We start from the raw sequence: 23,483 nt of genomic DNA on the forward strand, positions 1-23,483 counted from the left end.
GGGTAGGTGCTATCCGTTCCGCACTATCTGCTCAGGTGGCGCGGTATGTTCCGGAGTATGCGAGTATTCCCGGAAATACCGCGCCACAGTGGTTGTATTCCGTATTTAGAATATAGAAAGAAAGGTGTTCATGAGCGCCTACACGCCCGGTGATTCCGGCTCCCCCGATGCCGAGCCCACCCGTCGCCTCCGCACCGGTGACACCCGTGATGGCCGCACCGGTCTAGGGCGCATAGCCTCGATGAAGCACCTCTACATTCGCTTCCGCGCGGCTTGGCGGAGCATGAAGAACCCCGACGCCTCCCCCGAGGAAATGGGGTACGTGCCGCACCTGCGTTCGCGCCTCATCGCGATCCTGGTGATGGCGCTCGGCGTGGCCTGCCTTATCATTGGCCTGTCAACCTACGTCACCCTGCAGAACTCCCTCTATCAGCAGGCTGAAAGCAACCTCAAGGAAACCAATCACCGCGTGGTGCAGCCCACCTCGCGCAATGGTAAGCAGGAAGAAGTGGACTGCGACGACCTGAAGAAGGATAAGTCCATCTTCGCGCCCGGCCAGGCCTCGGGAACCCTCATCACCTGTGTGGACTCCGAGGGGTCGGTCGAGATCGCCAGCAAGCTGGGTAGTGACGGTACCATTCAGAGCCTCTCCGCCAACGACCAGGTAACCCTTGGAACCCTGGCCCTGAACTCCACTAAGAGCGAAGAGCGTGAGGTCAAGCTGGAGGCGGGCACCTACCTCATTCGGATTACCCCGAAGGCAAGCAGTGATTCCGACGCGCAGGTGGTTGGCATCCCCCTCCATAACGTGCAGCAGACCCTCACCATCTTTGTGATCGTCGTGTCCATCGGATCAATCGCCGTGATGGTGGGTGCGGGCGTAGCCGGATCCTACATTATTCGCCGCACCATGAAGCCGCTCGAGCGCGTCTCCGCGGTGGCGACGGATGTGGCGCACCTGGATCTTGAGGAACACACGATTTCATCGGCCGTGCGCGTGGAGCCCCGCGATTCTGACCCTCGCACCGAGGTCGGCGCGGTGGGCTACGCCCTCAACCAGCTGTTGGATAACGTGAACTCGGCGCTGGAGGTGCGCGAGAGAACCGAACATCAGATTCGCGCCTTCATTGCGGACGCCTCGCACGAGCTCCGCACGCCGCTGGCGGCCGTTAAGGGATACTCCGACATGCTGCGCTGGACCGAACCGCTCAGCGACTCCGGGCAGTCCTCGCTCGCCCGCATCGACTCGCAGACCGAGCGCATGTCTCGCCTCGTGGAGGACTTGCTGACCCTCGCGCGCCTGGATGAGGGGCGTGAACCCAAGCTGGAAACCGTGGACCTGACTGAATTGCTCGTCGAATGTACCTCGGATATGCAGGCGGCTGCCCGCACCCACGTGTGGCACCTGGATGTGCCCCATGAGCCCGTCGAGGTGGTTGCGGACCGCTCGCAGATGCAGCGCGTCATCCTGAATCTGCTCTCGAACGCGCGCAAGCACACGGATGAGGGAACGCGTGTGATTGCGGGGCTTTCTGTGGACCACACCCGCCGTGAGGCGGTGATTTCGGTGGTTGATAACGGCCCGGGTATTGCCCCGGACTTCCTGCCGAAAATTTTTGACCGCTTTACGCGTGCGGATAAGGCGCGCTCCGGCTCGGACGGTACGACCGGCCTGGGGCTGGCTATCGTGCAGGCTATCGTGCAGGCGCATGGCGGCTCAATTCAGGTGCAGAGCCAGCCCGGACACACCGTCTTTACGGTGCGATTACCGCTGGAATCCGCCGAATCGTAGGGTGCGGCGGGGTCGGGGCGGTAAATCCCGGATGAACATTGCCGTGTAAAGTTTCAAGCTACACCTGAGAGTTATTTCCTCCAGTGCAGATATGTGGTGAATCTAACCCGCTTATTATTTGCTGGCAGTGCAAATTGCACGTATTGTGAAACTATGGCAAAACTCGTTGAATCCCCCGCAAACATTGCAGATAAGCGCTCTGCCCGCAAGGCGGAGAATCGCATCGCAATTGTCGAAGCTGCAGAATCCCTCATTCTTGAAGGCGGCTACGGCGCGCTGAACGCCGAAGCGCTCGCCGAACGCGCCGGCGTCTCCCGCCGCACCATCTTTAACCATTTCGCGTCCGTCGACGACGTGTTGGTTACCCGCCTTAACCAGTACTTCAACCGCATCTTTGAAGAGAGCGACTTCACTGTCTCCGGTCAGAACCTCAGCATGGAGACCGAGATGCTCTCCATCGCCCGTAACGTTTTCATGAGCAGCACCCTGGAGGAGTACATCGCTCCCTTCGCCCAGCTGCTCTACGCGCTCGAGATGGACAGCCCCGCAAAGTTCGAGGAGTACTCCCACGTCATCCTAGAACGCACCTACGACATCTTCCTGGAGAAGTACCTCGAGGCCTACCCCGACCTGCCCTACCTGCGCGTCGCCGTGTTCGCCTCGAACCTCTCCGAAACCATCGGTGAGGGCGTGTACTACTACCTCACCCGCGCTGAAGAAGTGACGGCCAAGGTCGCGGCAGAAGCACCCGAAGGCACCCACCTTGAAACGCTCGCTATCGAAGCGATGCGCCAGTGCGTTCTCGAGGCCCTCGACTACCTGGGTCGCCTGGTCCAGGGCGAATTTGCAGCCTAAAAACGTAAAACACTAGTAGACGGATACTCCCGTTCCGGGGTCTTCCGACAGGTGGCCACACGGCGCCTAACGGGGGCATCTGGAGCGGGAGTACGCGTCTGTTTTGTCTCTACAGCTGACCTTCCTGACGATGCATTCGCAAGACCTGGAAGTCGCACGCCGCGACCCGCTTATTCACCGATCCTTCTACCCCACCTCAAGGAATTCATCATGGCAACATGGCTTTATCGCATCGGCAACTTCGCCGCCCGCCGAGCGTGGGCCGTTATCCTCACTTGGGCGCTTGTCATCGCGGGTGTGGCCGGCGCCTACACCGCGTTCCACGGCAAGCTCAGTAACACCTTCACCATGCCCGGAACGCAGACCCAGCAGCTCTCCGACGAGCTCGCCCAGCGCTTCCCGAGTGCCAACCGCGGCTCCGGGCAGATCATCCTCACTACGGGCGACGGCACCGCCCTCACCGAGGAACAGAAGCAGGCGTTCTCTACCGCGCTGAACAAGCTCACCGGCGAGGTTTCTTCCGTGGATGCGGTCACCGACCCGTTCACTACCACCTCCAAGCTTGCCGAGGCAAAAACCCAGCTCGACGAGGCGCACGCCAAGATTGACGCCGCCCCCGCCCAAATTGAGGACGGTAAAAAGCAGCTGAGTGGCGCCGCATCCCAGATTGAAGAGGGCACCAAGCAGATTGCCGAGAATGAGAAGAAGCTCGACGACTCGCAGGCGCAGATTACCTCGGGGCAGGAGCAGCTAGCCTCCGCACAGAAGCAGCTGGACGATGCCCAGGCGCAGCTGAAGAACGGCTACGCTCAGGCTGAGGCGGCAGGCTCACCCGCCGAGATGATGGAACAGCTGAACGCGCAGCAGGCGCAGCTGACCGCGCAGCAGAACGCCCTCAACCAGCAGCGTGAAACCCTGACTGAAAGCCAGAAGCAGGTCGATGCGGGTCGCTCGGAAATCGCCTCCAAGAAGGAGGAACTGGCCGAGGGCCAGAAGAAGCTGGACGAACAGCGCACTCAGTTGCAGAAGACCGAGAGCGAGCTGCCCGCCCAGCGTGAGCAGCTGGAGCGCCAGCAGAAGCTGTACGACTTCGCCTCCGGCTACCGTATGGTTTCGGAGGATCAGTCCACGGCGATTGCGACTGTCTCGTTTAAGAAGAAGATTTACGAGGTGCCGTCCGCCGAATTGCAGAAGGTCATGTCTGATATTGAGTCAGCGGACCTGCACGGGGCGACCGTCCAGTTCGACGCGAACCTGAGTGAATCCGCGCTTGGGGGTGGCTCGCACACCGGTGAGGTTGCGGGTATGGCCATCGCCTTCATCGTGCTCATGGTCATGCTCGGTACCCTCGTGGCGGCCGGCCTGCCGATTCTGATGTCTCTGGTGGGCGTGGTGGTGGGTGTGCTCGGCACGCTCTCCCTCTCGTCCGTCGTGGAGATGAGCTCTACCGCCTACACCCTGGGCCTGATGCTTGGTCTGGCGGTCGGCATCGACTATTCCCTGTTCATTCTGAACCGATACCGCACGAACCTGCTGGAGGGCATGCCGAAGGTTCAGGCGATTGCCCTGGCGAACGGAACGAGCGGTAATGCCGTGATTTTTGCGGCGACCACCGTGATTATTGCGCTGGTGGCGCTGAACGTGACCGGTATTCCCTTCCTGGGCGTGATGGGTAACGCCGCCGCGTTCTGCGTGGTCGTTGCCGCCCTGATTGCGGTTACCCTTACCCCGGCGGTGCTGTCCGTGGTGGGCACCAAGATCATGCCGAAGAAGCTGTGGGCTTCCATCGATACCCCGCAGAAGATTGCGGAGCGCCGCGCGCAGGATGCCGAACGCACCGAGAAGTCCAATGGCTGGTTGCGCCTCGTGCTGGCGCGTCCGCTGCTGACCCTGGTGGTCGGTACTGTGGCGCTGCTGGCGGTCGCCGCCCCCATGTCGCAGATGCGTCTGGGCCTGCCGGATGCCTCGAACTACCCTTCCGATAGCGCCGCGTATAAGTCGTACGCACTCATCAAGGACAAGTTCGGTGAGGGTATGAGCTCTCCGCTGGTTGCGGTCGCGCACACCCCCGCGAACATGAGCGAGGAGCAGGCGCAGCAGGCGCAGATTGATATCGCCTCTGCGGTGAAGGAGCGCGGTGGTGCGAACGTGCAGGCTGTGGTTCCCGGCGGCATGACGGACGACCGCACCCTCATGATTTTCCAGGTGATTCCTGCCCACAGTGCAAGCTCCGTGGAGACCGAAGAGCTTGTCCACGAGCTGCGCGCCGTGACCGTACCGGTGCAGGGCTCTGAGGTGTCTCTCGGTGTTGCGGGCCAGACCAGCGGCAATATCGACGTCTCCGAGGTGCTCGCCCAGAAGCTACCCCTGTACCTGGGTGTGGTGATGGGCCTGTCCTTCCTGGTGCTGATCCTGGTGTTCCGCTCGATTCTGGTTCCGCTGGTTGCCTCGATGGGCTTCCTCTTCTCGGTGCTGGCAAGCTTCGGTGCCGTCGTGTCGATTTACCAGCTGGGCTTCATGAGTTCCCTCTTCGGGGTGGACCACCCGGGCCCGGTGCTGTCCTTCCTGCCGACCCTGCTCATTGGTATTCTCTTCGGCCTTGCCATGGATTACCAGATGTTCCTGGTGACCGGCATGCGTGAAGCGTACGTGCACGGTAAGGACGCGGCGACCGCCATTGTGAGTGGCTATAACCACGCGGTGCGCGTGGTGGTGGCTGCCGCGATCATCATGATTTCGGTGTTTGGCGGCTTCATCTTCGCTGAATCGACCATGATTCGCCCGATGGGCTTCGGCCTGGCGTTCGGTGTGCTGGTGGATGCGTTCATCGTGCGCATGACGCTGACCCCGGCGATTATGGCTCTGCTGGGCGATAAGGCGTGGTGGATGCCGAAGTGGCTGGACCGCCTCACCCCGAATATGGACGTTGAGGGCGCCGCACTGAGTGAGAAGATTCAGCACGAGCGCGAGTCTGCCGGTGCAGGCTCGGACAACAAACTCAGGTGACAAGCTCGAGTATCCGCTAAAGTATTAGTATGCGTTTACGCACCACGGCGCACACTGAAGACTAATACGACTCGAAAGGGCAGGTACACGGTGATGAGGAACCGCGTGAGTATCCGGCAGAGGATAGGGGCCGTTCTAAACCGTGTACCTGCCCCTTTTCTTGTCTTTTTGGGCGGCGGCCTGGGTGCGCTGTGCCGCGTGCACACCCCAGGTGGCGTACTGGTGGCGAATCTTCTGGGCTCGTTCACCATGGGTTTGCTGACGGTTCTATGGAACGCGTACGCGGCGCGCGATGGTGAGGATCGAATTCACTCCTTCCGCCTGCTCTTTGGTGCCGGAATGATGGGTGGCTACACGACCTATTCGTCTATTGCCGCGGTCATGGCGCAGACGATTTTTCTGCCGTATACGGTGCACGGCGGGTACATGGTGCTGGCGATTCTGGTGCTGCTGGTGGGTGGCCTGGCGGCCGCGGCCTCCGGCATGCTTGTGGGCCGCATGCTGGCCGCGAGGCAGGTGCACGTCTTACCCAATGAGGAGCCTGGGACCGAAAACGAGGAGGGTCGCTAATGTTTTTCTCCCTGATGATTTTTATCTGCGGCGGTCTGGGAGCGATGACCCGCTTCTTCCTGGATAAGGCGATGTCTCCTCGCCTGCGCACGGAGTCCTCGATTATTAGCCCGGTGTTCGTCATTAACCTGGTGGGTTCGTTCCTGTACGGCCTGCTGATTATGCCGGTTTCGAATCCGCGTGCGCTGGGCGTGCACTACAACGCTACGGATCAGGTGGCGTTTTGGTGCACGGTGATTACGACCGGTCTGCTGGGTGGTTTTACGACCTTCTCGACCGCCATGGTAGAGGCCTTGACGGCTCGCTCCGAGGGGAAGACCGTCAAGTTCCTGATGCTGTGGCTGGTGCAGGTTTTGGGCGCCATGGTGGCCGCGATTGTGGGCGCCTGGCTGTTTAGCCTGATTTTTGGGCGCTATATCGCGCCGGTGTTCCCGCCGGATGTTCTGTACTGATGCGCTGAGTCGTTAGACGGTTTAACGGTGAACGGCTACCGCACAGCTTTTTCACAGTTTTACTAAGGGTAACCCATAGAGCCGTCTTTTACACTGGTGGTGAACGATATGCGACGGGCACGAACGGAAGCCCGCTATATACCACCTAAAATATATGAATGAACAGATATATATGCGGGTGGAGTGCGTATATTTCAATCTCACGACACTAGGGATACACGGCATGCAGGAACTACTGAATAAGCACATGATAGGCACCTTCGCCCTTGAAATTGCGATGCTCACAATCGCTCTGACCCTCATCGGGTTTGTGGCGATGCGCCTGCGCGCCAAGAAGACGGGACGAGCGCATCACGCAAAACAGTACGTGATAACGGCCCTGTTCGCGCTGTTCCTATCCTCGATTCTTTCGCTGACGCTCACCCCAATCGGTAGCGCAAATAGCGTCACAAACCCCGAGCTGTACTACCCGCGCTTCTACGTGGGCTGGAGCTGGCAGCAGGCCTGGAACCTGACCGAAGGCATGGGTCTGCGCCGCTTCGCGACGACCGTGTACGCACAGCTCTTCTTCAACATCGCGATGTTCATTCCGCTGGGCTTCTTCACCGCGGGCTGCCTGCGCTGGGGACTACGCGCCACGGCTCTGAGCGGCTTCGCACTGTCGACCTTCATTGAGCTGAGCCAACTGACCGGTAACTGGGGCCTGGCAGGCTTCACCTACCGCACCTTCGACGTGGACGATATCGTGAACAACACCACCGGTGCGGTCCTTGGCGCGGTCTGCGTCTGGACGGTGCGCGCAATTCAGAAGCACCGCGCGGCTAAGCACGAGCGGGCGTTGTTGGTGTCTGCCGCCTCGGCGTAGCAGATTCTTGGATTGCCAGACGTTTTCATAACATGATTGATATAATTCATGTTATGAAAACATCTGCTCCTAGCCTCCTTCCCATCTTGCGTAGTGACCTGCAGGGTGAAGTGATGGCATTGCTGTTCTCTCACCCTGAGCAGCAATACACGGTGTCACAGATTGCTGATGCGACACGTGCATCATTGCCGACTGTTTCCCGAGAAGTGAATCGTCTAAATCAATCTGGTCTGGTGACTGTCCAGAATGTTGGTAGGACCCGTATGGTGCAAGCCAAGGTTGATAATCCGGTGGGCCAGGCGATGCGTCAGTTGATTCTGGTAACTTATGGTCCTGTTCCGGTGCTCCGGGATACTTTGCAGGGTGTTTCCAATATTGAGGGTGCCGCTATTTATGGCTCGTGGGCTAGCCGTCGTTCTGGGGTGGCTGGGCACGTGCCGAACGATATTGATGTGCTGGTTGTGGGCTCCCCTTCACGGCAGAAGCTGTATGAGGCTATCGATGATGCTGAGCAGAAGCTTGGGTATGAAGTAAACGTGAAGCGGCTATCTCCTGAGGCTTGGAACTCGCAGGATGGCTTCGTGCAGACTGTGCGGTCGCGTCCTATGGAGGTTCTCTTTGGGCAGCTGGAGGTGAACGATGTCGACGCTGAAGCCTAAGCTGGGACCTTTCTAGACTGTATTTCTTTTCGGCACCCCTGAATGAACCTCCTTCCGTGAGGTAGACGCAACGAACCCCTCATTTTCATAACCTGACCGATATTGTGCAGGTTATGAAAATGAGGGGTTCGCTGTTTTTAGATGAAACCTCGCCGGATATATCTATTCAGATAAACCCGGCTCGATGAAACCCTAGACAGGGAAGTTCTCGGGCGGGAAGACTACTCGTCCTCGGTTACCCGGTTCATGACGCGGGTGCTACGGTTTGCCTTCACCTCTTCGGGGAGTAGGACCGGCATGGGACCGGTCGGGGTGTAGGTTGCCGCGCGTGCCGCCGCGGTAGCGTGGGTGTCCTCAAACTCGGGGATAACCTCGGCGCTGGGTGCGCGGTACAGGTGGCTATTTGCCCACCATGCGAAGAGCAGAACCACAACCGCCAGGGCGGTGGAAACGAACAGCCACGGGCTGACCTGGCCCTCGTAGTAGAGCTTGAAGAACGCACCGCCCATGAAACCACCGGCAATGGGGCCGCAAATCGGCACCCACGCGTAGAACTAGCGCGAGGAGCCCTTATCGTGGATGGGCAGCAGGGCGTGCATGAGGCGCGGGCCAAAGTCGCGGGCGGGGTTCAGGTGGCCGCCGGAGTAGGCGTGGGAGGCGTAGACGCCGAAGGTGACGGCGAAGCCCCAGCCGAAGGCGATGGTGAAGAAGTTGTCGCCGTGGCCTTTGGACCGGCGAAATTCGACGTTGGCGATGACGCCGCAGCCGATGGTGCACATGATGAGCGTGCCGAGGAACTCGGCAAGGTAGGGGCTGATGGTGTACACGGGATGTCCTTCAGGTCATGAACTTCAGATGATGAGTCAGTTGTTCGTCCGGAGGGTGTTATATTGCGGGGTGCGAGAGCGGTACGAGAGTGAATCGGTTTCGCGCGGGCTGTGGCCCGATAACGGCGTGTCTAACCTTTGACATCTATGGAACCCCGAAGGTTCCCGCGTGGCAATACTTTTGTGTTATTTCACCCTTATGCATAAGCCGTTTTACGGGGTTTTGGCTTAAAAATAACCGTGGTGATTTAGAGGACATATAGAGCGCGGTCCACGCCTTGGACCTATGGTTGAAGCCCGCGTCTCGGAACCGCCTTCAACACGGAAAACTGCCCGGACACCCTCACAGGGGTGCCCGGGCAGTTTTCTGTCATCTCTTTATGGTTTTTGTGCGGCTTATATGAGCCGCAGTGAGCTGAGTTTTACGCCGCTACACGGTTGCTATTTGGCCGCTACTTTGCGCTCGCCCAGCCGAGGATGGCCTCGAAGAAACGCTCACATTCGCGCAGCTGCTCCAGCTCAATCCACTCGTTGGGGGAGTGAGCCTGCGCAATATCGCCGGGGCCGCAGATGATGCTCTCCACACCGGCGCGCTGGAACTGGCCCGCCTCGGTGCCGTAGGTGACCTTCTGCGGCGCATCGTTGGTGCCGAGCCACTCGTGGGCGAGGCGCACGATGGGCGCATCGTCTTCGGTGCCCAGGCCCGGCACGGTGGCTAGCAGTTCGTGCTTCACGCCCACGCGGGAGGTGAGGCTACCGGGCTCCGCGCCGGTCAGCTTCTCGGCGCGTGCGGCGCGCGCCTGCAGGTCGGGCAGGATGACCTCGGAAATCTCGCGGTCGATGCGCTCGACGAAGGATTTGGTGGTCACCCGCGGCAGGGTGCGCACATCGTACTCGAGCACGGCCTGCTCGGCGACGATGTTGTACTGTAGGCCGCCGTTTGCCAGGTTCACGCTACCGGTGGAGTGGGGGATGATGAACGACTCGTCGTAGGGGCCTTCTTCTTCCCACTGGTCCGCCATGTCGGTGAAGAAGGTGATGAACTCGCCGGCGGCAGCGACCGCGTTCACGCCGTGGGTGGCCAGGGAGCCGTGCTTGGGCACGCCGGTGAAGGTGACGCGGCCGCGGTGGGCGCCCTTGTGCGCGTCGATAATGCGCATGCTGGAGGGCTCACCCACAATCGCGTAGTCGGGGGCGAGGTCGCGGGCCACGAATTCCTCGATGAGGGAGGGAGCGCCGACGCAGCCGATCTCCTCGTCGTAGGAGAAGGCGAAGTGCAGGGGCACGCGCAGCTTCGCCTCGGCAACGCGCGGCAGCAGCCAGAGCGCGACAGCGATGAAGCCCTTCATATCGCACACGCCGCGACCGTAGGCGCGGGTACCCTCCACGCGTAGGGTGAACGGGTCGCTGGCCCAGTCCTGACCGGCGACGGGCACGACGTCGGTGTGGCCGGAGAGGACGAGCCCGCCGCGAGTGGTGCCGTCCGCGGCGGGGACGGTGATGAAGAGGTTAGTGCGGGTGCGGTCCTCGTTGTAGGTGCGCACGCCGCTGTAGCCGTAGCGGCCGAATTCGGCTTCGAGAAGCTCGATGAGTTCCAGGTTGGAGCTGCCGGAGACGGTGGGGATAGCGACAAGCTTTTCGAGCCAGGGGAGGGACGCCGGCTGAGTGGTCTGTGCGGTCATGAGGAACCTTTCTGCTGTGCGTTTGTGCCCGGGGTGGCTACGTTCAGGGTACGCCGCGGGGCGGTATTCGTCGCGTGGTCGCCGCCGAATACCGCCCCGTGAATGGCCTGAGCGGCCGGACTAGATGACGTAGTTGTTGACGTTGGAGTGATCGCCGAGCGCGTGGAAGTTGCGCGAGTGGTAGACGAGCGGGGTGCCCTCGCAATCGTTGCGGATAAACTCCTCAACCTGGGCGGTGAAGACGAGCGCGGGGCCCGCCTCAACGCGGCTGAGGGGGGTTGCGCGCAGCACGCGGCGCACGCCGTGGACGAGGGGCTCACCGGTGTGGACGAATTCCCACGCGGCCGGGTCGGCGAAGCGGGGGTAGTCGTGGGTCGCGAAGTTCTTAGCGAGGGTGACATTCTCAGCGTCGAGCATGTGTACGAGGAAGGAGGAAGCCGCAGCAATCTTTGCCGCGGAGCCGCTATTGGCCTTGAGGGAGAAGGCGATGATGGGCGGTTCGGCGGCGACGGAGGTCAGGGAGGAGGCGGTGAAGCCTGCGGGTTCGCCGTTTTCGTCGGTTGCGGTGATGATGGCGACGCCGGCGGGCTGGTGGCCGAAGGCGAGCTTGAACTGCTCGGAGGTGTCGGCGAGGGTCGCCTGTGCTGCAATGGTTTCGGTCATGATCGACCCTTTCTTCTGCGGCTGCGTGGGTTCGGCCCGGGTTGTGTGTGCGGGCGGTTCCCGTGAGTAGGGGAGATATGTTCAGGGTAAAGCTTTGGTGTAGCGAATACCTTATTTATTGCCCTATGTTTCTTAGGCCTACCTTTCATGACGGGAGGGGCGAAATATTACGTCATATTCGAGGGTGTGCAGGGGATGCGGAGGCACCCGGCGGGGTTTGCGCGGGAGAGCCCCCTGCTTCACCTCGAGGGTCGCCTCCGCGGGGCCTTAGACGGGTTTTGCGGGGGTCTTCTGGGGGTTTCTCGGGGGTGTAGAGGCCTCTAAGGTATCCTTGCTTGGTACACGAAAGCGCACCGGGCCCCCGCACGAGGGGTTTCAGGGCGTTCACTGTGGTGAGATGAGGGTTTATGAGCTGGTTGGCAACTATTCCGCTGCTGCTTTTCGCGGTCGTGGTGGCATTCGTTCCCGGATACGCGATGGGCTGGGCGTTACGCATCCCCACGCGTCTGCGCATCTTCCTCTCCCCGCTCCTGACTTTTGCCCTGGTGGCTGTCTCGGCGATTGTGCTGGGTAAGACCGGCATCGCGTGGAGCCTGATTTCCTTCGTCGTGGTCGCGGCCGTGCTAGTGGCTGCGGCGGCGGGCCTGATGTGGTTGGTGGGCCGCCGCTGGCCCTCGGCCGTAGCGGGTTCCGACGAATCCTCGGTGAGCTGGCCGGGTAACACGGTGCCGCTTTCCTGGCCCGTGGTGGGCGCCCTGCTGGGCGGTTTCTTGACCCTGCACACGACCCAGCATATGGTCTTCGGCCCGGAGGCCTTCTCTCAGACCCTGGACAATTCCTTCCACCTGAACGCGATTCGCTGGATCCAGGAGCACGGCGACGCCTCGAGCCTGACCATGGGTGCGGTTTCCGGAACGAACCAGGAACCGTACTTCTACCCCGCCGGTTGGCATGATTTCGTGTACCTGATCTACAACACGACCGGCACGAGCATCGCGACCGCAACCATCGTCATGGTGCTGCTGGTGGCGGGCGTCATCTGGCCCTGCTCCCTGGTTGCGATGTGCCTGAGCATCCCGCATCTGCGTCGCCTGCAGGCGCTCGCTATTCCGGCGTTGACCTGCGGTTTCTTTGCCTTCCCCGGTCTGCTGCTGTTCTGGGGTGTGCTCTTCCCGAACCTTTTGGGCTATGCCCTGCTCCCCGCCTTTGTGGCGCTGCTATCGCACATGATTCAGGTCATGGTGCATCGCGAGTACTCCGTCGTTCTCTCCCTGTCCCTGACGATTCTGGTGGGCCTGGGCGGCCTGGCTCTGGTGCACCCGAACGCGGTGGTTTCTGCGGCGGTATTCGCCGTGCCCATGCTCCTCGGCGGTGTGGTTCAGATGTGGCGCGTCCACGACGCCTCCGTGCGTGAGCGTCTGGTGGGTACCGGCGTTCTGGTTGCACTGATTGCCGGATGCGTGACCGCCTGGTCCGTGCTACGCCCGAGCGAGGACGCCAGCGACCTGTGGACCGCCGTCATGAGCGAGGGTGAGGCGGTCTACCAGTTCCTGTTCCTGGGCCTGGAGAACGCGAACCCGCTGGGCGGTAATTTCGCTCCCGCCTACCTGATGGGTTTCCTGGCCCTGTGGGGCGTGGGGTACCTGCTGTACAAGCGCCGCAACCTGTGGCTGATTGGCAGTTGGATGCTCGTTGGCTACATGTGGATTATCGCGGCTTCGGTGCCGCGCGGTGACTTCCGCCTGCTGATGGTGGGCCCCTGGTACACGGACCACTTCCGCCTGGCGGCCCTGGTGGTGTTCCCCTCGGTGCTTCTGGCCGGTATCGGCCTGGGCGGCGCCCTGGAGGGTGCGCTCTCCTGGGTGGTTCGTCGCGTTCCGCGCACGGCACGCCTGAACGTGGCGACGGCCGGCATGGGTGTCACCGCGGTGCTGGTGCTGGTGGTCGCCGGCCTGTCCTCGCGAACCCCCGCGATGCACGACGCGACCCTGGTGGTCGCTCAGCGGTACCAAGTGACCCCGACCTCCGAGGTCTTGAACCAGGACGAGATGAACGTCATTAACGAGATCCCGAAGATTGTGCCCAAGGGCGACACCATCGTGAACAACCCCTGGGACGGCAGCGCCTACATTTACGCGCTGGCCGACCGCCACCTGACCAGCTACCACTTCGAGTTCAAGACCTCCCCGAAGTACGCGGCAATCATCAACGATTTGAAGGATGCCCGCACGAACCCGGAGGTCTGCCGCGAGGTGAACGAGTACAAGGCCCACTGGTACGTGCACCTGGAAAACCAGGGCAACTTCGGCCCCAGCGAGCAGAAGAACTACGACGGCTTGGTGGCCGCTATCGATACGGATGTTCTGACCCCGGTGTACTCCTCCGGCCCGATGACTCTGTACCGTATTAGCGCCTGCGACAACTAGACGCAGACAGCAACTCCGCCCGGGATGTATGCGCCCGGGGAGGGGCCGCATCGCGGTCTTGATTCTGTGACGAATCCTAATGCCGCTGAAGCACTGATATGATGAAAGCCGGTATGTCCACTGGACATGCCGGCTTTCGCACGCACGGTATGACACATTCGTTAGGAGGGGTAGCAGCCCTATGGGATCTCCCACATCGCCTCATACCCCTCGCACGCTGGTGATTATGCCCGCCTGGAACGAGGAAGAAGCACTGCCCGGCACCATCGCCGAGCTGCAGGAGACGGTGCCCTACGTGGACCTGGTGGTGGTCAATGACGGCTCCACCGACAACACCTCCGCCGTGGCTCGTGAGGCGGGTGCCTTCGTGATTGACCTGCCTTACAACATGGGGGTGGGCGCCGCCATGCGCACCGGCTACAAGTACGCGCAGCGCACGGGCTACGACTACGCCATGCAGGTGGACTCGGACGGCCAGCACCACCCCGAGAGCATCCCCTCGCTGATTGATGCGGTGCAGGATTACGATATTGTGATTGGGTCCCGCTTCGGTGAGGGCTCTGATGACTACGAGGTGTCCGGCCCGCGCAAGTGGGCGATGAGCCTGCTGTCTTTCCTGTTCACCCGCTCGGCGGGTACCCCGTTCACGGACGTGACGAGCGGCTTTAAGATCGCTAACCGTCGCGGTATCGACTTTTACTGCCGTAACCTGCCCGCCGAATACCTGGGCGATACGATCGATATCACCGCCATGGCCATTAGCAATGGCCTGCGGGTGCGTCAGGTGCCGGTGCACATGCGTGAACGCCAGGGAGGTACGCCCTCCTCCGGTCCGCTGAAGTCTGCCATCTATCTGGTTCGCTCGCTGTTCTCCTACGGCATTTCGGTGAGCCGCCGCCGGGAGGAGAAGTAGCCGTGAGCGCCAGTGTTTTCTTCTTGATTCTCGCCATCCTGGTCTGCACCTTCGTGGTGGTTCAGGTGCGTCATCAGCGCATGAAGGAACGGTACGCCGCCCTGTGGCTGATTATCGGTGCCATCATCATCGTGCTGGGTGCCTTCCCGAATCTCCTCAACGGTGTGGCGGACTTCGTGGGCGTGGCCCTGCCGGTGAATCTGCTGTTCCTCCTGTCGATTCTGTTGCTGATGGGCGTGAGTATTCACCTGACCCTGGAGCTGTCACGCCTGTCGGAGAAGACCCGCATCCTGGCCGAGGAAGTCGCCATCCTAAAGGCGCTTCAGGAGCAGCCGGAGGGCGCCTCCGGTGCGAGGAAGCGCGACCAGCAGGACTCTTAAAGCTTTACCGTCGAGACTTTTCACCCCTTTGTGAGTTGGAGTAATACCCCATGACCGTTGATATTTTGTTCCCGTACTACGGCGACGTTGCCATGATGAAGCAGGCCGTGCTGTCCGTGGTCGGTCAGACCAACCCGGACTGGCGCCTGATCGTGGTGGATGACGGCTACCCGGACGACTCGATTCCCGGCTGGTTCGAGTCCCTGAAGGACGAGCGCATCACCTACATGCGCAACGAAACCAACCTGGGTGCGAACGCAAACTACCGCAAGTGCCTGACCTTCGTGGAGAACGAACTGGTCACCGTCATGGGTGCCGACGACGTCATGCTCCCCAACTACGTGCAGTGGCTCGTGGATGCGGCGGCTAAGCACCCCGAGGCCTCCATCTTCCAGCCCGGCGTGGTCGTCATCGACGAGCACAACGGCCTGTCGAACACCCTGGTGGAGCAGACTAAGGCGTTCTACCGCCCCAAGGGTGAGGCCGTGCTGAAGGGCGAAGAGCTGGCCGTCTCGCTGCTGCGCGGCGCGTGGTTCTACTTCCCGTCCCTGGGTTGGCGTGCGGACGCCATCGTGGGCACCGGCTTCCGTGAGGGCCTGAACGTCATCCAGGACATGGCGCTGATTCTGGACATCACGATGCGCGGCGGCTCCCTGTACTACGACCCGCAGGTCGCGTTCATGTACCGCCGTCACGGTGGTTCCGACTCGTCCTGGCGTGCCCTGGAGGGCACCCGCTTCGAGGAGGAGCGCCGCTACTACAACACCATGGTCGAAGAGATGAGCGCCCTGGGCTGGAAGAAGGCCGCCCGCGTGGCTCGTATTCGCTTCTCCTCGCGCGCTCACGCGCTGACCCTGCTGCCGAAGGCGGCCCTGGCGAAGAAGTGGCAGGGCGTGAAGAACCTTGCCGAGCACGTGGTGAAGTAAACCCTATACGTGTGCGATGCGTCGTACATCCTACGGTGGATGTGCGGCGCATCTGCGTATGGAATGATTGGTTGAGTGACAGCTAGGAGCGAGGAGGACGCGGTGAGCGAGCCGGTACAGAATCCTGATGCAGGCGAGGCACGGGAGCGGAACTCTCGAGAGACTCAGCCTCAAGAACCCGCGGATGCCCGGGACACTGCGGAAACCCGGGACACTGCGGAAACCCAGCCTTCGGGCACGGTCAACCGCTACCAGTCCCTGGCGCTGCTGGGATCGTCGGTGCTGGCGGCGGCGTCCACGCTGGTCGTGACCATGATTGCTCAGCGCGCCCTGACCGGGTCGGAGCTGACGGAGTTCCTGCTCTTCTGGTCGGCGCTTTTCACGGTGACGGGTGTTATTACCGGCCTTCAGCCGGAGATTACCCGCGCGGTGGGTACGGCGCGCACTTACGCTGCAGCTGACGGGGTAGCATCCGCCCACCCCGTATCCGTCGGGGCGCCCGCACCGCAGGGTGCCCGCGTGGTGACGGTTGCGGCCGCGCTCGGCGCTGTCGCCGGTGCGCTGGTTCTGGTGAGTTCTCCGCTGTGGGCGGGTCAGCAGATTCCACATTCGGCGGCGGTGGGCGTGACCGTCATGGCCGTGGGCGTGTTCCTCTACGCCCTGCAGGCGACCATCAGCGGTGTGGCCGCCGGTGAGGACCGCTGGTACCTTTTCGCGACGGTCGGTGGCCTGGAATCTGCCGGGCGCCTCCTCCTCATGCTTGCGGTGGCCCTACTCATTCCTTCCCTGGCGGGTCTTGAAGTGGCAACGGTCATTCCGATGGGTCTGTGGCTCATCCTGGCGCTCGTGACGTTCTCGGGCCGCCGCCTGTGGGTTGCCCGCGCGGATGTGCCCGCGGGCCGTTTGACGGTCAATATCCTCTGGTCGTTCCTGTCCTCTGCCGCCGCAGCGATGCTGATGATGGGCTTCCCGAACGTACTGAAGGCCAGTGGCGCCGCGGAGAGCGAACCGGTCGTGCTGGGCACCCTGATTCTGGCGATTTCCATTACGCGCTCGCCGATTATGATTCCCCTGCAGGCCTTTCAGGGCGTGGCGGTTTCTGCCTTCTTGAAGCAGCGTCACCGCCCCGTGGCGGCGTTCATTAAGCCCGCCGCCGCGGTGGTGGCGGTGGGTGCTGTGGGCGCGTTGGCGGCCTACCTGGTGGGTCCGCTGCTCTTCCGCCTGATTTACCCGCCTGCCGCAGGAACCGAGTCCGCGTACGAGGCGGCCGCCTCCGGCCTCTCCCTGGGTGCGCTGGTGTTTGCCTCCGCGCTGCTGGCGCTCATGACCCTCTCGGGCAATATGGCGCTTGCGGTGAACCAGCACCGCATCTACCTGGCTGGCTGGGTGGTTGCCGCGGTGGTAACCCTGGGCCTGGCGTTCCTGCTGCCCGCACCGCTGGTGCCGCGCGCCGTGGTGGCTTTGGCGGTCGGCCCGGTCTGCGGTTTCGTGGTGCACATGGTGGGTGTGTCCATGGCCTCCCGCGCGGAGGAAACTCGCGCCGAGTAGCTTTAAAACTTATGGGAGGGGCACGTACGTCACGTACGCGCCCCTCCCGTTTTCGTTGCGGAGCGGATAGCCGGCTAGGGCACCAGCCACTTGCGGACCGGCGGAATCCACCGCAGCAGCCACACCAGAATCAGCGAGGAAGCCCACACCATCAGAGCGTAGGGAGCCTCCAGCCGGTAATCCACCAGCGGCCAGCCGTAGGCTGCGAGGCCCTGAATAATCAGCAGATGAATCAGGTACACGCCGAAGGTCAGCGCCGACAGCTTACGCAGACCCGTCTGAGCCGCCTGCGGCAGACGATTCAGTGGCAGAGACTTGAAGAACACGAAGACCGCCGAGGCCCAGAAAATCGTCGGGATGGACAGATACGACATCGCCAGACTCTCAAGGCCGTGGTGGTTCAGGGTCAGGTAGGGGCCGTACAGGATGTGCGTCAGGGAACCGGCAACACCCAGCACGTAGATGACGAGGCGCCACGGCAGGCTAAAGCTCGTATTCGCCAGCGCATAACCCAGGAAGCAGAAGCCCACGTACCCCACGATAGGGGCGGTGAACTCAGGCATAATGTGCGGGTTAATCTTATGCACCGTGGTGGTCGCGATGGGCATGAAAAGCCCCAGCACGGCCATGAGCCACGCCAGGCGCACCTTCTTCTCGCCGGCACCACGCAGGGCGTAGGAGAAGATGGGGAGCACCAGGTACACGCCGATGAGCGCCTCCAGGTACCAGAGGGTCACGCCCACGGTGCTCGGTGCCAGCAGTACAGCCAGAATCTCCTCACCCTTTGGCAGGGGAGTATGGGTGAACCAGCTACGCGCGAAGAGGTAAATCTGCCCCCAAATCAGCAGGGGAACCAGGATTTTCGTGAAGCGCTTCTTGTAAAAGGTGCCGACGCTCTCCCGCTCGGTGAAGTTGAGGAGGGTGATGCCGGAGGCCATGAAAAAGAGGGGGACGGCGGCAACCGCGGTACCCGAGAGGATATTCTCGAGGACCCAGCCCGGCGAATCGTAATCCACCCGGTAGTTGAACCGGTTGTGCAGGGCGACGACGCCGATGATGGCGAGGACGTTAATGCAGTCCAGGTACACCTTTCGCCCGGGCTTGGGGCGGTGCGCGGTGGACCCGCGAGCCGGTCGGCCGTCGGGCTGGGCATCCTCGGAGGGAGAGGACGCCACCTGCGCCGATGCAGGCAGAGAGGACATAGATTTGCTCCAATCTGGGTGAGTGTGATGAGAGAGAACCCCGGAGTCGGGGCGTGAAACCTAAATGTTGTAGACCCGCTTGACGTACGCGCCGTAGAGAACCCGGTACAGGGCCGTGCTGGTCTTCAGGAGCAGGCCGGCGGCACCGAAGACCGGGCGTCGGCGGAGGACGAGTAGCGCATCGCGCACCGAGAAACCGCGACGGCACCCGGCGAGGGTTGCCGGAGCATCCTCACCGCCCACGATGAGCGCCTGCTGGGCGTTATTCAGGTACGCAAGAACCCGGGCGACGGTCAGCGCCTCCTGACCTTCGGGCAGGTGGTACGTGCTCGTGCGCTGCAGGGATTTCGCGAAGTAGTCGAGCAGGCGGCGGGTCTCGGCCAGGGGAGTGATGCGGCTCCAGGTCAGGCTTCCGGCGTTCACCGCGTAGGCGTAGAGCGGCTCGTCGATGACGGTCACGCTCTGCGCTCGCAGGTAGCAGTCGAGGATGACGCACTCATCCTCGGCGCGGCGAATATCCTCCGGGAAGTAGACGCCTTCCAGTAGGGAACGCTCGATGAGCTTATCCCACGGGTAGGGGGACAGCTCGTCCTTGAGTAGAGCGAAGGCCGCCTGCTGCCCGGTCAGGGTGCCGGGGGCACCCTTCAGGCGCTGCGTGGTCGTGCCGTCGGTTGCCACCATGGTGTGGGCGCAATTGACCACCTGCGCGCCCGTGCGCTCCGCGTGGTGGTGCAGCCGCTCCAGGAAGGTGGGGTAGAGCGTGTCGTCGGAGTCGAGGAACGCCACCCATGCGCCGCGCGCCGCATCCAGGCCCTGATTGCGCACCGCGGAGGGGCCCCGGTTCTCGGGGTTGTCGAACACGCGCACGCGTTCGTCCGGGTTCCGCTGCAGGTAGTCTGCAATCAGCTGCGCCGAATCGTCCGGGGAGCCGTCAATCATGACCAGCAGCTCAAAGTCGGGGTCGGTCTGCGCCAGCACCGACTCAATCGCCGCAATGACGGTGGAGGCGGTGTTGTAGACCGGCATGATAATGCTCGTGCGAGGGGTGGAAGACATGTGCATAAAACCTTGAGGGAGTGCGGAGGACTTACATGCCGTAGGCGCGTCGAACGTACACGCCGTACAGGGTGCGGTACAGGGCGGGGGAGAGCTTCAACAGCAGGCTCGCCGCACCCATCACGGGGCTCGAAAGTAGGGCCTGGCCGACCCATTCCCACCTAATCTGACGGCGACATTCACGAATTACCGCGGCGGAGTCGGCGCTATCGCTCATGAGCGCCTGCTGGGCGTTGTTGAGGTAGGTGACGGCCGAGGATGTGTTGAGGGCGCGGCGTCCCTCCTTCGTGGAGAGCAGCTCGGCACCGGCCTGGCGCATGTAGCGGGTGTGGCGAATACTTTCCTCCACAGGGGTGACGCGGCCCCAGGTCAGGCCTTCGGCACCCATGTAGTACACGTAGAGGCAATCCGGAATCACCTCGAGAGTTTTGGCCTGCATGAGGCACTGGAAGACGGCGAGGGCGTCCTCCGCGCGGTGAATATCGGTCGCGAAGCGCACCGACGAGAAGAGCGAGGCGCGGAAAATCTTATCGGGCGTGAAACCCGTGAAGCGGTCCTGCAGGTAGTTAATCGCAATATCGCGGCCCGTGTAGGTGCCGGGGGAGTTCTGCGGGCGGTCCAGGGTGGAGCCATCCGCCCGGTGGATGGTGTGACCGCAGGTTGCCACATCCGCGCCGGTACGCGCCGCCGCAGCGTGCAGGCGTTCCAGGAACTCGGGACGGTACGTGTCGTCGGAGTCGATGAAGGCAATCCACTCGCCGCGAGCCTCATCCAGGCCCTGGTTACGTGCCGCGGAAACGCCGGCGTTCCGTTCGTTGTCGAACAGGCGGATGCGGGGATCGGGGTTGCCCTCCAGGAACTCGCGAATTACCCGGGAGGAGCGATCCGGGGAGCCGTCAATCACCACCAGCAGCTCAAAGTCGGGGTCGGTCTGCGCCAGAACGGATTCAATTGCGGCGACGACGCTATCAGCCGTGTTGTAGACCGGCATGATGATGCTGGTGCGCGGTGATGACATGGTACCCCTTTGGAGCATTGATGACGGAATTACATATAGATACATCATACGGGGGCTAGGAGCATCTGACCCCTATTCCAGCTTCACACTCTGGGAACTTAGGTAACCCTATGGAAAACGCATGGGGTGCTTCCTAGACTGGAAGGGCACATTAATGACCGAGGGGTTGCCCACCCCGCACCACCCGCCAGGTGTACCACCGAAGGAGCCGCGCATGAGCCGACGCACCGACGCGCCCGCCCGATCACCACGACGAGCTGCCCTCGCCAGCTGGATAGGCTCCGCCCTCGAATACTACGACTTCGCCGTCTACGGCACCGCCGCCGCAATTGTGCTCAACCGCATCTTTTTCTCCGAGGACACCGCCGCCATCGGCATCCTCAAGTCCATGGTCGTTGTGGGTGTTGCCTACGTCGTGCGTCCCTTCGGCGCTATGATCGTCGGCCCCCTCGGTGACCGTTACGGCCGCCGATTCGTCCTGATGCTCACGCTCTTCCTGATGGGTAGCGCGACCTTTGCCATCGGCTGCCTGCCGACCTATAGCCAGGCGGGTATTCTTGCACCCATCCTGCTGGTGGCCTGCCGTATGCTTCAGGGCCTTTCCGCCGCCGGCGAGCAGGCAAGCTCCATCTCCATTTCTTTGGAGCACGCCCACGAGCACCAGCGCGCCTTCACCACCAGCTGGACCCTGCAGGGCACCCAGTTCGGATCTCTGCTGGCGACCGCCGTGTTCATCCCCTTCGCGGCCCTGCCGGATGAGCACCTGCTCACCTGGGGCTGGCGCGTACCCTTCTGGCTCTCCGCATTCGTGGTGATTACCGCCTGGCTGATTCGCCGCACCCTCTCCGAGCCGCCCGCCTACCTGCAGCGCGAGAAGCTCACCGAGCCCCCGCTCGTGCTGGTCTTCAAGCACCACAAGCGTGCCGTGCTCACCATTGCTGTGTGCGCCATGGTTAACACCGTGAACATGGTCTTCACGACCTTTGCGCTGTCCTTCGCCACCAAGGGTTACGGCCTCGACCGAAGCACCATGCTGCTGGTGCCGGTCGCCTCGAATACTCTCGGTCTGGTTGCGATTCCGCTCGCCGCCATGCTTGCCGATAAGGTTGGCCGCAAGCCCGTGTTCATCACCGGCGCGGTGGCCTCCTCACTGGTGATGTTCCCGTACCTTGGCGCGATTGCCGAGGGTAACTGGGTGGGCATCTTTGTCTACGGCGTGCTCATGCACGGCGCGCTATACTCCATGGCGAACGGCGTGTGGCCCGCCTTCTACGCGGAGATGTTCCCGACCCGCGTGCGCGTGACTGGCCTGGCGCTCGGAACCCAGATTGGCTTCGCAATTTCTGGAGGCGTTGCCCCCGCCGTGGCGACGAGCCTCGCCGGCGCCGACCTGCATAACGCGGTGCTGCCCGCCGCGTTCACGGTCGCCATGTGCGTGCTCGTGGCGCTGGGTGCACTCACCGCTCGCGAGGGTTACAAGAAGTCCCTGGCTGAGCTGGATGCATAGCCCACGCAATATATTCTGTATGTAGAATAAATACGGGTGGGGTTGGATAGTTAGCTATCCAGCCCCACCCGTATTCTATGCTCTGGCGTTTCAGGCGTTAGTTACCCCCTGCTGGGCCGCAATCAGCGCCTCAAAATGCGCCGCCATACGCTCGGCGTTCGGTTCCAGTCCGGTGAAGAGGCGGAATGCATCCACCGCCTGGCCCACCGCCATGTAGCCACCCGTCAGCACCTCGCAACCGGCGGCCCGCGCCGCGCGCACCAGTTGCGTCTGTTGCGGCAGGTAGATGACATCCGCGACCCACAGGTCTTCGCGCAACACCCCGGCAGTCTGCACCGACTCACTCAGCGGCATGCCCGGATGCACGTGCATGCCCACCGGGGTCGCGTTCACTAAACCCTGAGCCTCCAGTAGAGCCTCAATAAGGCGCGTATCGTCGGTCAGTACCTCGATCCGGGTCTGCGGGAAGAGCCCGCCCAGCTGCTCCGCCAGGCCCTGCGCCTTCGCCGCGTCACGCTCGAAGAGGCTCAGGCGTTGCACCCCCAGGCGGCACAGGGCGTACGCCGTGGCGCTACCGGCACCGCCGGCACCCAACTGCACCACGTGCTCCAGGCGCGCCGGGTCCTCCGCCACCTGCGGCAGGCCGCGCTTCAGCCCCGCGATGAATCCCGAATAGTCCGTGTTGTCCCCGTAGAACGTGCCGTCCTCGCGGATCACCACGCAATTGACCGCGCCCAGGGCACGCGCCGCATCCGAGAGTTCGTGCAGGTGCTCCATGACGGACTGCTTGCACGGGTGCGTGATGTTGAAGGCGTTAAAGCCCAGCAGCGCCGCCGCATCCAGGAGCGCCGGTGCGGATGCGCCGTCCAGGTTCAGGGCGTCCAGGTCGACGGGGCGGTACAGGTAGCGCACCCCGTGCGCGTCGGCCTCGGCCTCGTGCATGGGAGGGGTGAGGGAAGAGGTGATGCCATCGCCGATGAGGCCCACCAGGAAAGATTCAGTACGCAAACTCATGGTTTCACTCTACGGGTCGGCGCCGGGGGAGGGGAACCGGGGGCCGGACAATTTCACGGGTAACCCCGCCGAACCGCCCCGTCGAGCCGTCGGGCGAGGGGGCAGAGGTGCGGAGCGAGTAT

21 protein-coding genes are annotated in these 23,483 nt (G+C 62.4%); 13 read left to right on the forward strand and 8 right to left on the reverse strand.

The window, feature by feature from the left end; translation table 11 throughout:
• Positions 1–130 precede the first annotated feature (130 nt).
• From HMPREF2674_RS02460 to HMPREF2674_RS09235, 7 genes are all read left to right on the forward strand, one after another.
• Entirely contained in the window at positions 131–1,792 is a 1,662-nt protein-coding gene (locus tag HMPREF2674_RS02460) for a sensor histidine kinase (RefSeq protein WP_070824719.1), read from the forward strand.
• Between the two features lie 153 nt (positions 1,793–1,945).
• Entirely contained in the window at positions 1,946–2,647 is a 702-nt protein-coding gene (locus tag HMPREF2674_RS02465) for a TetR/AcrR family transcriptional regulator (protein WP_070824720.1), read from the forward strand.
• Between the two features lie 210 nt (positions 2,648–2,857).
• Positions 2,858–5,653, forward strand: a complete 2,796-nt coding sequence (locus HMPREF2674_RS02470) for an MMPL family transporter (protein ID WP_070824721.1) — start codon at positions 2,858–2,860, stop codon at positions 5,651–5,653.
• Positions 5,654–5,746: 93 nt separating this feature from the next.
• On the forward strand, positions 5,747–6,223 hold the full coding sequence (locus HMPREF2674_RS02475; RefSeq protein WP_070824722.1) for a fluoride efflux transporter FluC: 477 nt from the start codon (positions 5,747–5,749) through the stop codon (positions 6,221–6,223).
• Positions 6,223–6,675, forward strand: a complete 453-nt coding sequence (locus HMPREF2674_RS02480) for a fluoride efflux transporter FluC (protein WP_070824723.1) — start codon at positions 6,223–6,225, stop codon at positions 6,673–6,675. Before HMPREF2674_RS02475 ends, HMPREF2674_RS02480 begins: the two co-directional genes overlap by 1 nt.
• Positions 6,676–6,898: 223 nt before the next feature.
• Entirely contained in the window at positions 6,899–7,540 is a 642-nt protein-coding gene (locus HMPREF2674_RS02485) for a VanZ family protein (RefSeq protein ID WP_070824724.1), read from the forward strand.
• Positions 7,541–7,572: 32 nt separating this feature from the next.
• Positions 7,573–8,199, forward strand: coding sequence for an ArsR family transcriptional regulator (locus HMPREF2674_RS09235; RefSeq protein ID WP_141761786.1), 627 nt, complete (start codon positions 7,573–7,575; stop codon positions 8,197–8,199).
• Between the two features lie 221 nt (positions 8,200–8,420).
• On the opposite strand, the gene HMPREF2674_RS09500 is transcribed toward HMPREF2674_RS09235, so the two are convergent.
• From HMPREF2674_RS09500 to HMPREF2674_RS02505, 4 genes are all read right to left on the reverse strand, one after another.
• Positions 8,421–8,708 (reverse strand): hypothetical protein, encoded by a 288-nt coding sequence (locus tag HMPREF2674_RS09500; protein ID WP_246826154.1) that lies wholly within the window; start codon positions 8,706–8,708, stop codon positions 8,421–8,423.
• Positions 8,709–8,753: 45 nt separating this feature from the next.
• Positions 8,754–9,026: an aquaporin gene (locus HMPREF2674_RS09505; RefSeq protein WP_239665959.1), complete on the reverse strand. Its 273-nt coding sequence runs from the start codon at positions 9,024–9,026 to the stop codon at positions 8,754–8,756.
• Positions 9,027–9,478: 452 nt separating this feature from the next.
• Positions 9,479–10,708 (reverse strand): acetylornithine deacetylase, encoded by a 1,230-nt coding sequence (gene argE, locus HMPREF2674_RS02500; protein WP_070824725.1) that lies wholly within the window; start codon positions 10,706–10,708, stop codon positions 9,479–9,481.
• A 120-nt stretch (positions 10,709–10,828) separates the two neighbouring features.
• The gene (locus tag HMPREF2674_RS02505) at positions 10,829–11,371 is read right to left on the reverse strand and encodes a flavin reductase family protein (protein WP_070824726.1); all 543 of its coding nucleotides are present in this window, start codon (positions 11,369–11,371) and stop codon (positions 10,829–10,831) included.
• A 407-nt stretch (positions 11,372–11,778) separates the two neighbouring features.
• On the opposite strand from HMPREF2674_RS02505, the gene HMPREF2674_RS02510 reads away from it, so the two are divergent.
• From HMPREF2674_RS02510 to HMPREF2674_RS02530, 5 genes are all read left to right on the forward strand, one after another.
• On the forward strand, positions 11,779–13,797 hold the full coding sequence (locus HMPREF2674_RS02510) for a DUF6541 family protein (RefSeq protein WP_070824727.1): 2,019 nt from the start codon (positions 11,779–11,781) through the stop codon (positions 13,795–13,797).
• Positions 13,798–13,978: 181 nt separating this feature from the next.
• Positions 13,979–14,710, forward strand: coding sequence for a glycosyltransferase family 2 protein (locus HMPREF2674_RS02515; protein ID WP_049344553.1), 732 nt, complete (start codon positions 13,979–13,981; stop codon positions 14,708–14,710).
• Positions 14,711–14,712: 2 nt separating this feature from the next.
• Positions 14,713–15,090, forward strand: a complete 378-nt coding sequence (locus HMPREF2674_RS02520) for a DUF2304 domain-containing protein (RefSeq protein WP_049332306.1) — start codon at positions 14,713–14,715, stop codon at positions 15,088–15,090.
• A 50-nt stretch (positions 15,091–15,140) separates the two neighbouring features.
• The gene (locus HMPREF2674_RS02525; protein WP_049332308.1) at positions 15,141–16,016 is read left to right on the forward strand and encodes a glycosyltransferase family 2 protein; all 876 of its coding nucleotides are present in this window, start codon (positions 15,141–15,143) and stop codon (positions 16,014–16,016) included.
• 102 nt (positions 16,017–16,118) lie between these two features.
• Positions 16,119–17,564 carry a hypothetical protein gene (locus tag HMPREF2674_RS02530; RefSeq protein ID WP_246826155.1) on the forward strand — a complete coding sequence of 482 codons (1,446 nt, stop codon included), beginning with the start codon at positions 16,119–16,121 and terminating at the stop codon, positions 17,562–17,564.
• A 74-nt stretch (positions 17,565–17,638) separates the two neighbouring features.
• Here the strand turns inward: HMPREF2674_RS02530 and HMPREF2674_RS02535 are convergent, their stop codons facing one another.
• Genes HMPREF2674_RS02535 through HMPREF2674_RS02545 form a run of 3 tightly spaced genes read right to left on the reverse strand, consistent with a single transcriptional unit; the run spans position 17,639 to position 20,840 of the window.
• Complete coding sequence (locus HMPREF2674_RS02535; protein WP_070824728.1) at positions 17,639–18,766, reverse strand: acyltransferase; 1,128 nt, start codon at positions 18,764–18,766, stop codon at positions 17,639–17,641.
• 60 nt (positions 18,767–18,826) lie between these two features.
• A complete protein-coding gene (locus HMPREF2674_RS02540) occupies positions 18,827–19,822 on the reverse strand; it encodes a glycosyltransferase family 2 protein (protein WP_049344558.1) in 996 nt (331 codons plus the stop codon).
• A gap of 31 nt (positions 19,823–19,853) precedes the next feature.
• Positions 19,854–20,840 (reverse strand): glycosyltransferase family 2 protein, encoded by a 987-nt coding sequence (locus HMPREF2674_RS02545; RefSeq protein WP_049347514.1) that lies wholly within the window; start codon positions 20,838–20,840, stop codon positions 19,854–19,856.
• 214 nt (positions 20,841–21,054) lie between these two features.
• Here HMPREF2674_RS02545 and HMPREF2674_RS02550 point away from each other — a divergent pair, with 214 nt between their 5' ends.
• A complete protein-coding gene (locus HMPREF2674_RS02550) occupies positions 21,055–22,347 on the forward strand; it encodes an MFS transporter (protein WP_070824729.1) in 1,293 nt (430 codons plus the stop codon).
• 90 nt (positions 22,348–22,437) lie between these two features.
• Here the strand turns inward: HMPREF2674_RS02550 and HMPREF2674_RS02555 are convergent, their stop codons facing one another.
• Positions 22,438–23,361 (reverse strand): shikimate dehydrogenase, encoded by a 924-nt coding sequence (locus tag HMPREF2674_RS02555; RefSeq protein ID WP_070824730.1) that lies wholly within the window; start codon positions 23,359–23,361, stop codon positions 22,438–22,440.
• Positions 23,362–23,483 lie beyond the last annotated feature (122 nt).

The organism is Rothia sp. HMSC062F03 (assembly GCF_001836905.1).
Lineage (GTDB): Bacteria > Actinomycetota > Actinomycetes > Actinomycetales > Micrococcaceae > Rothia > Rothia mucilaginosa_A.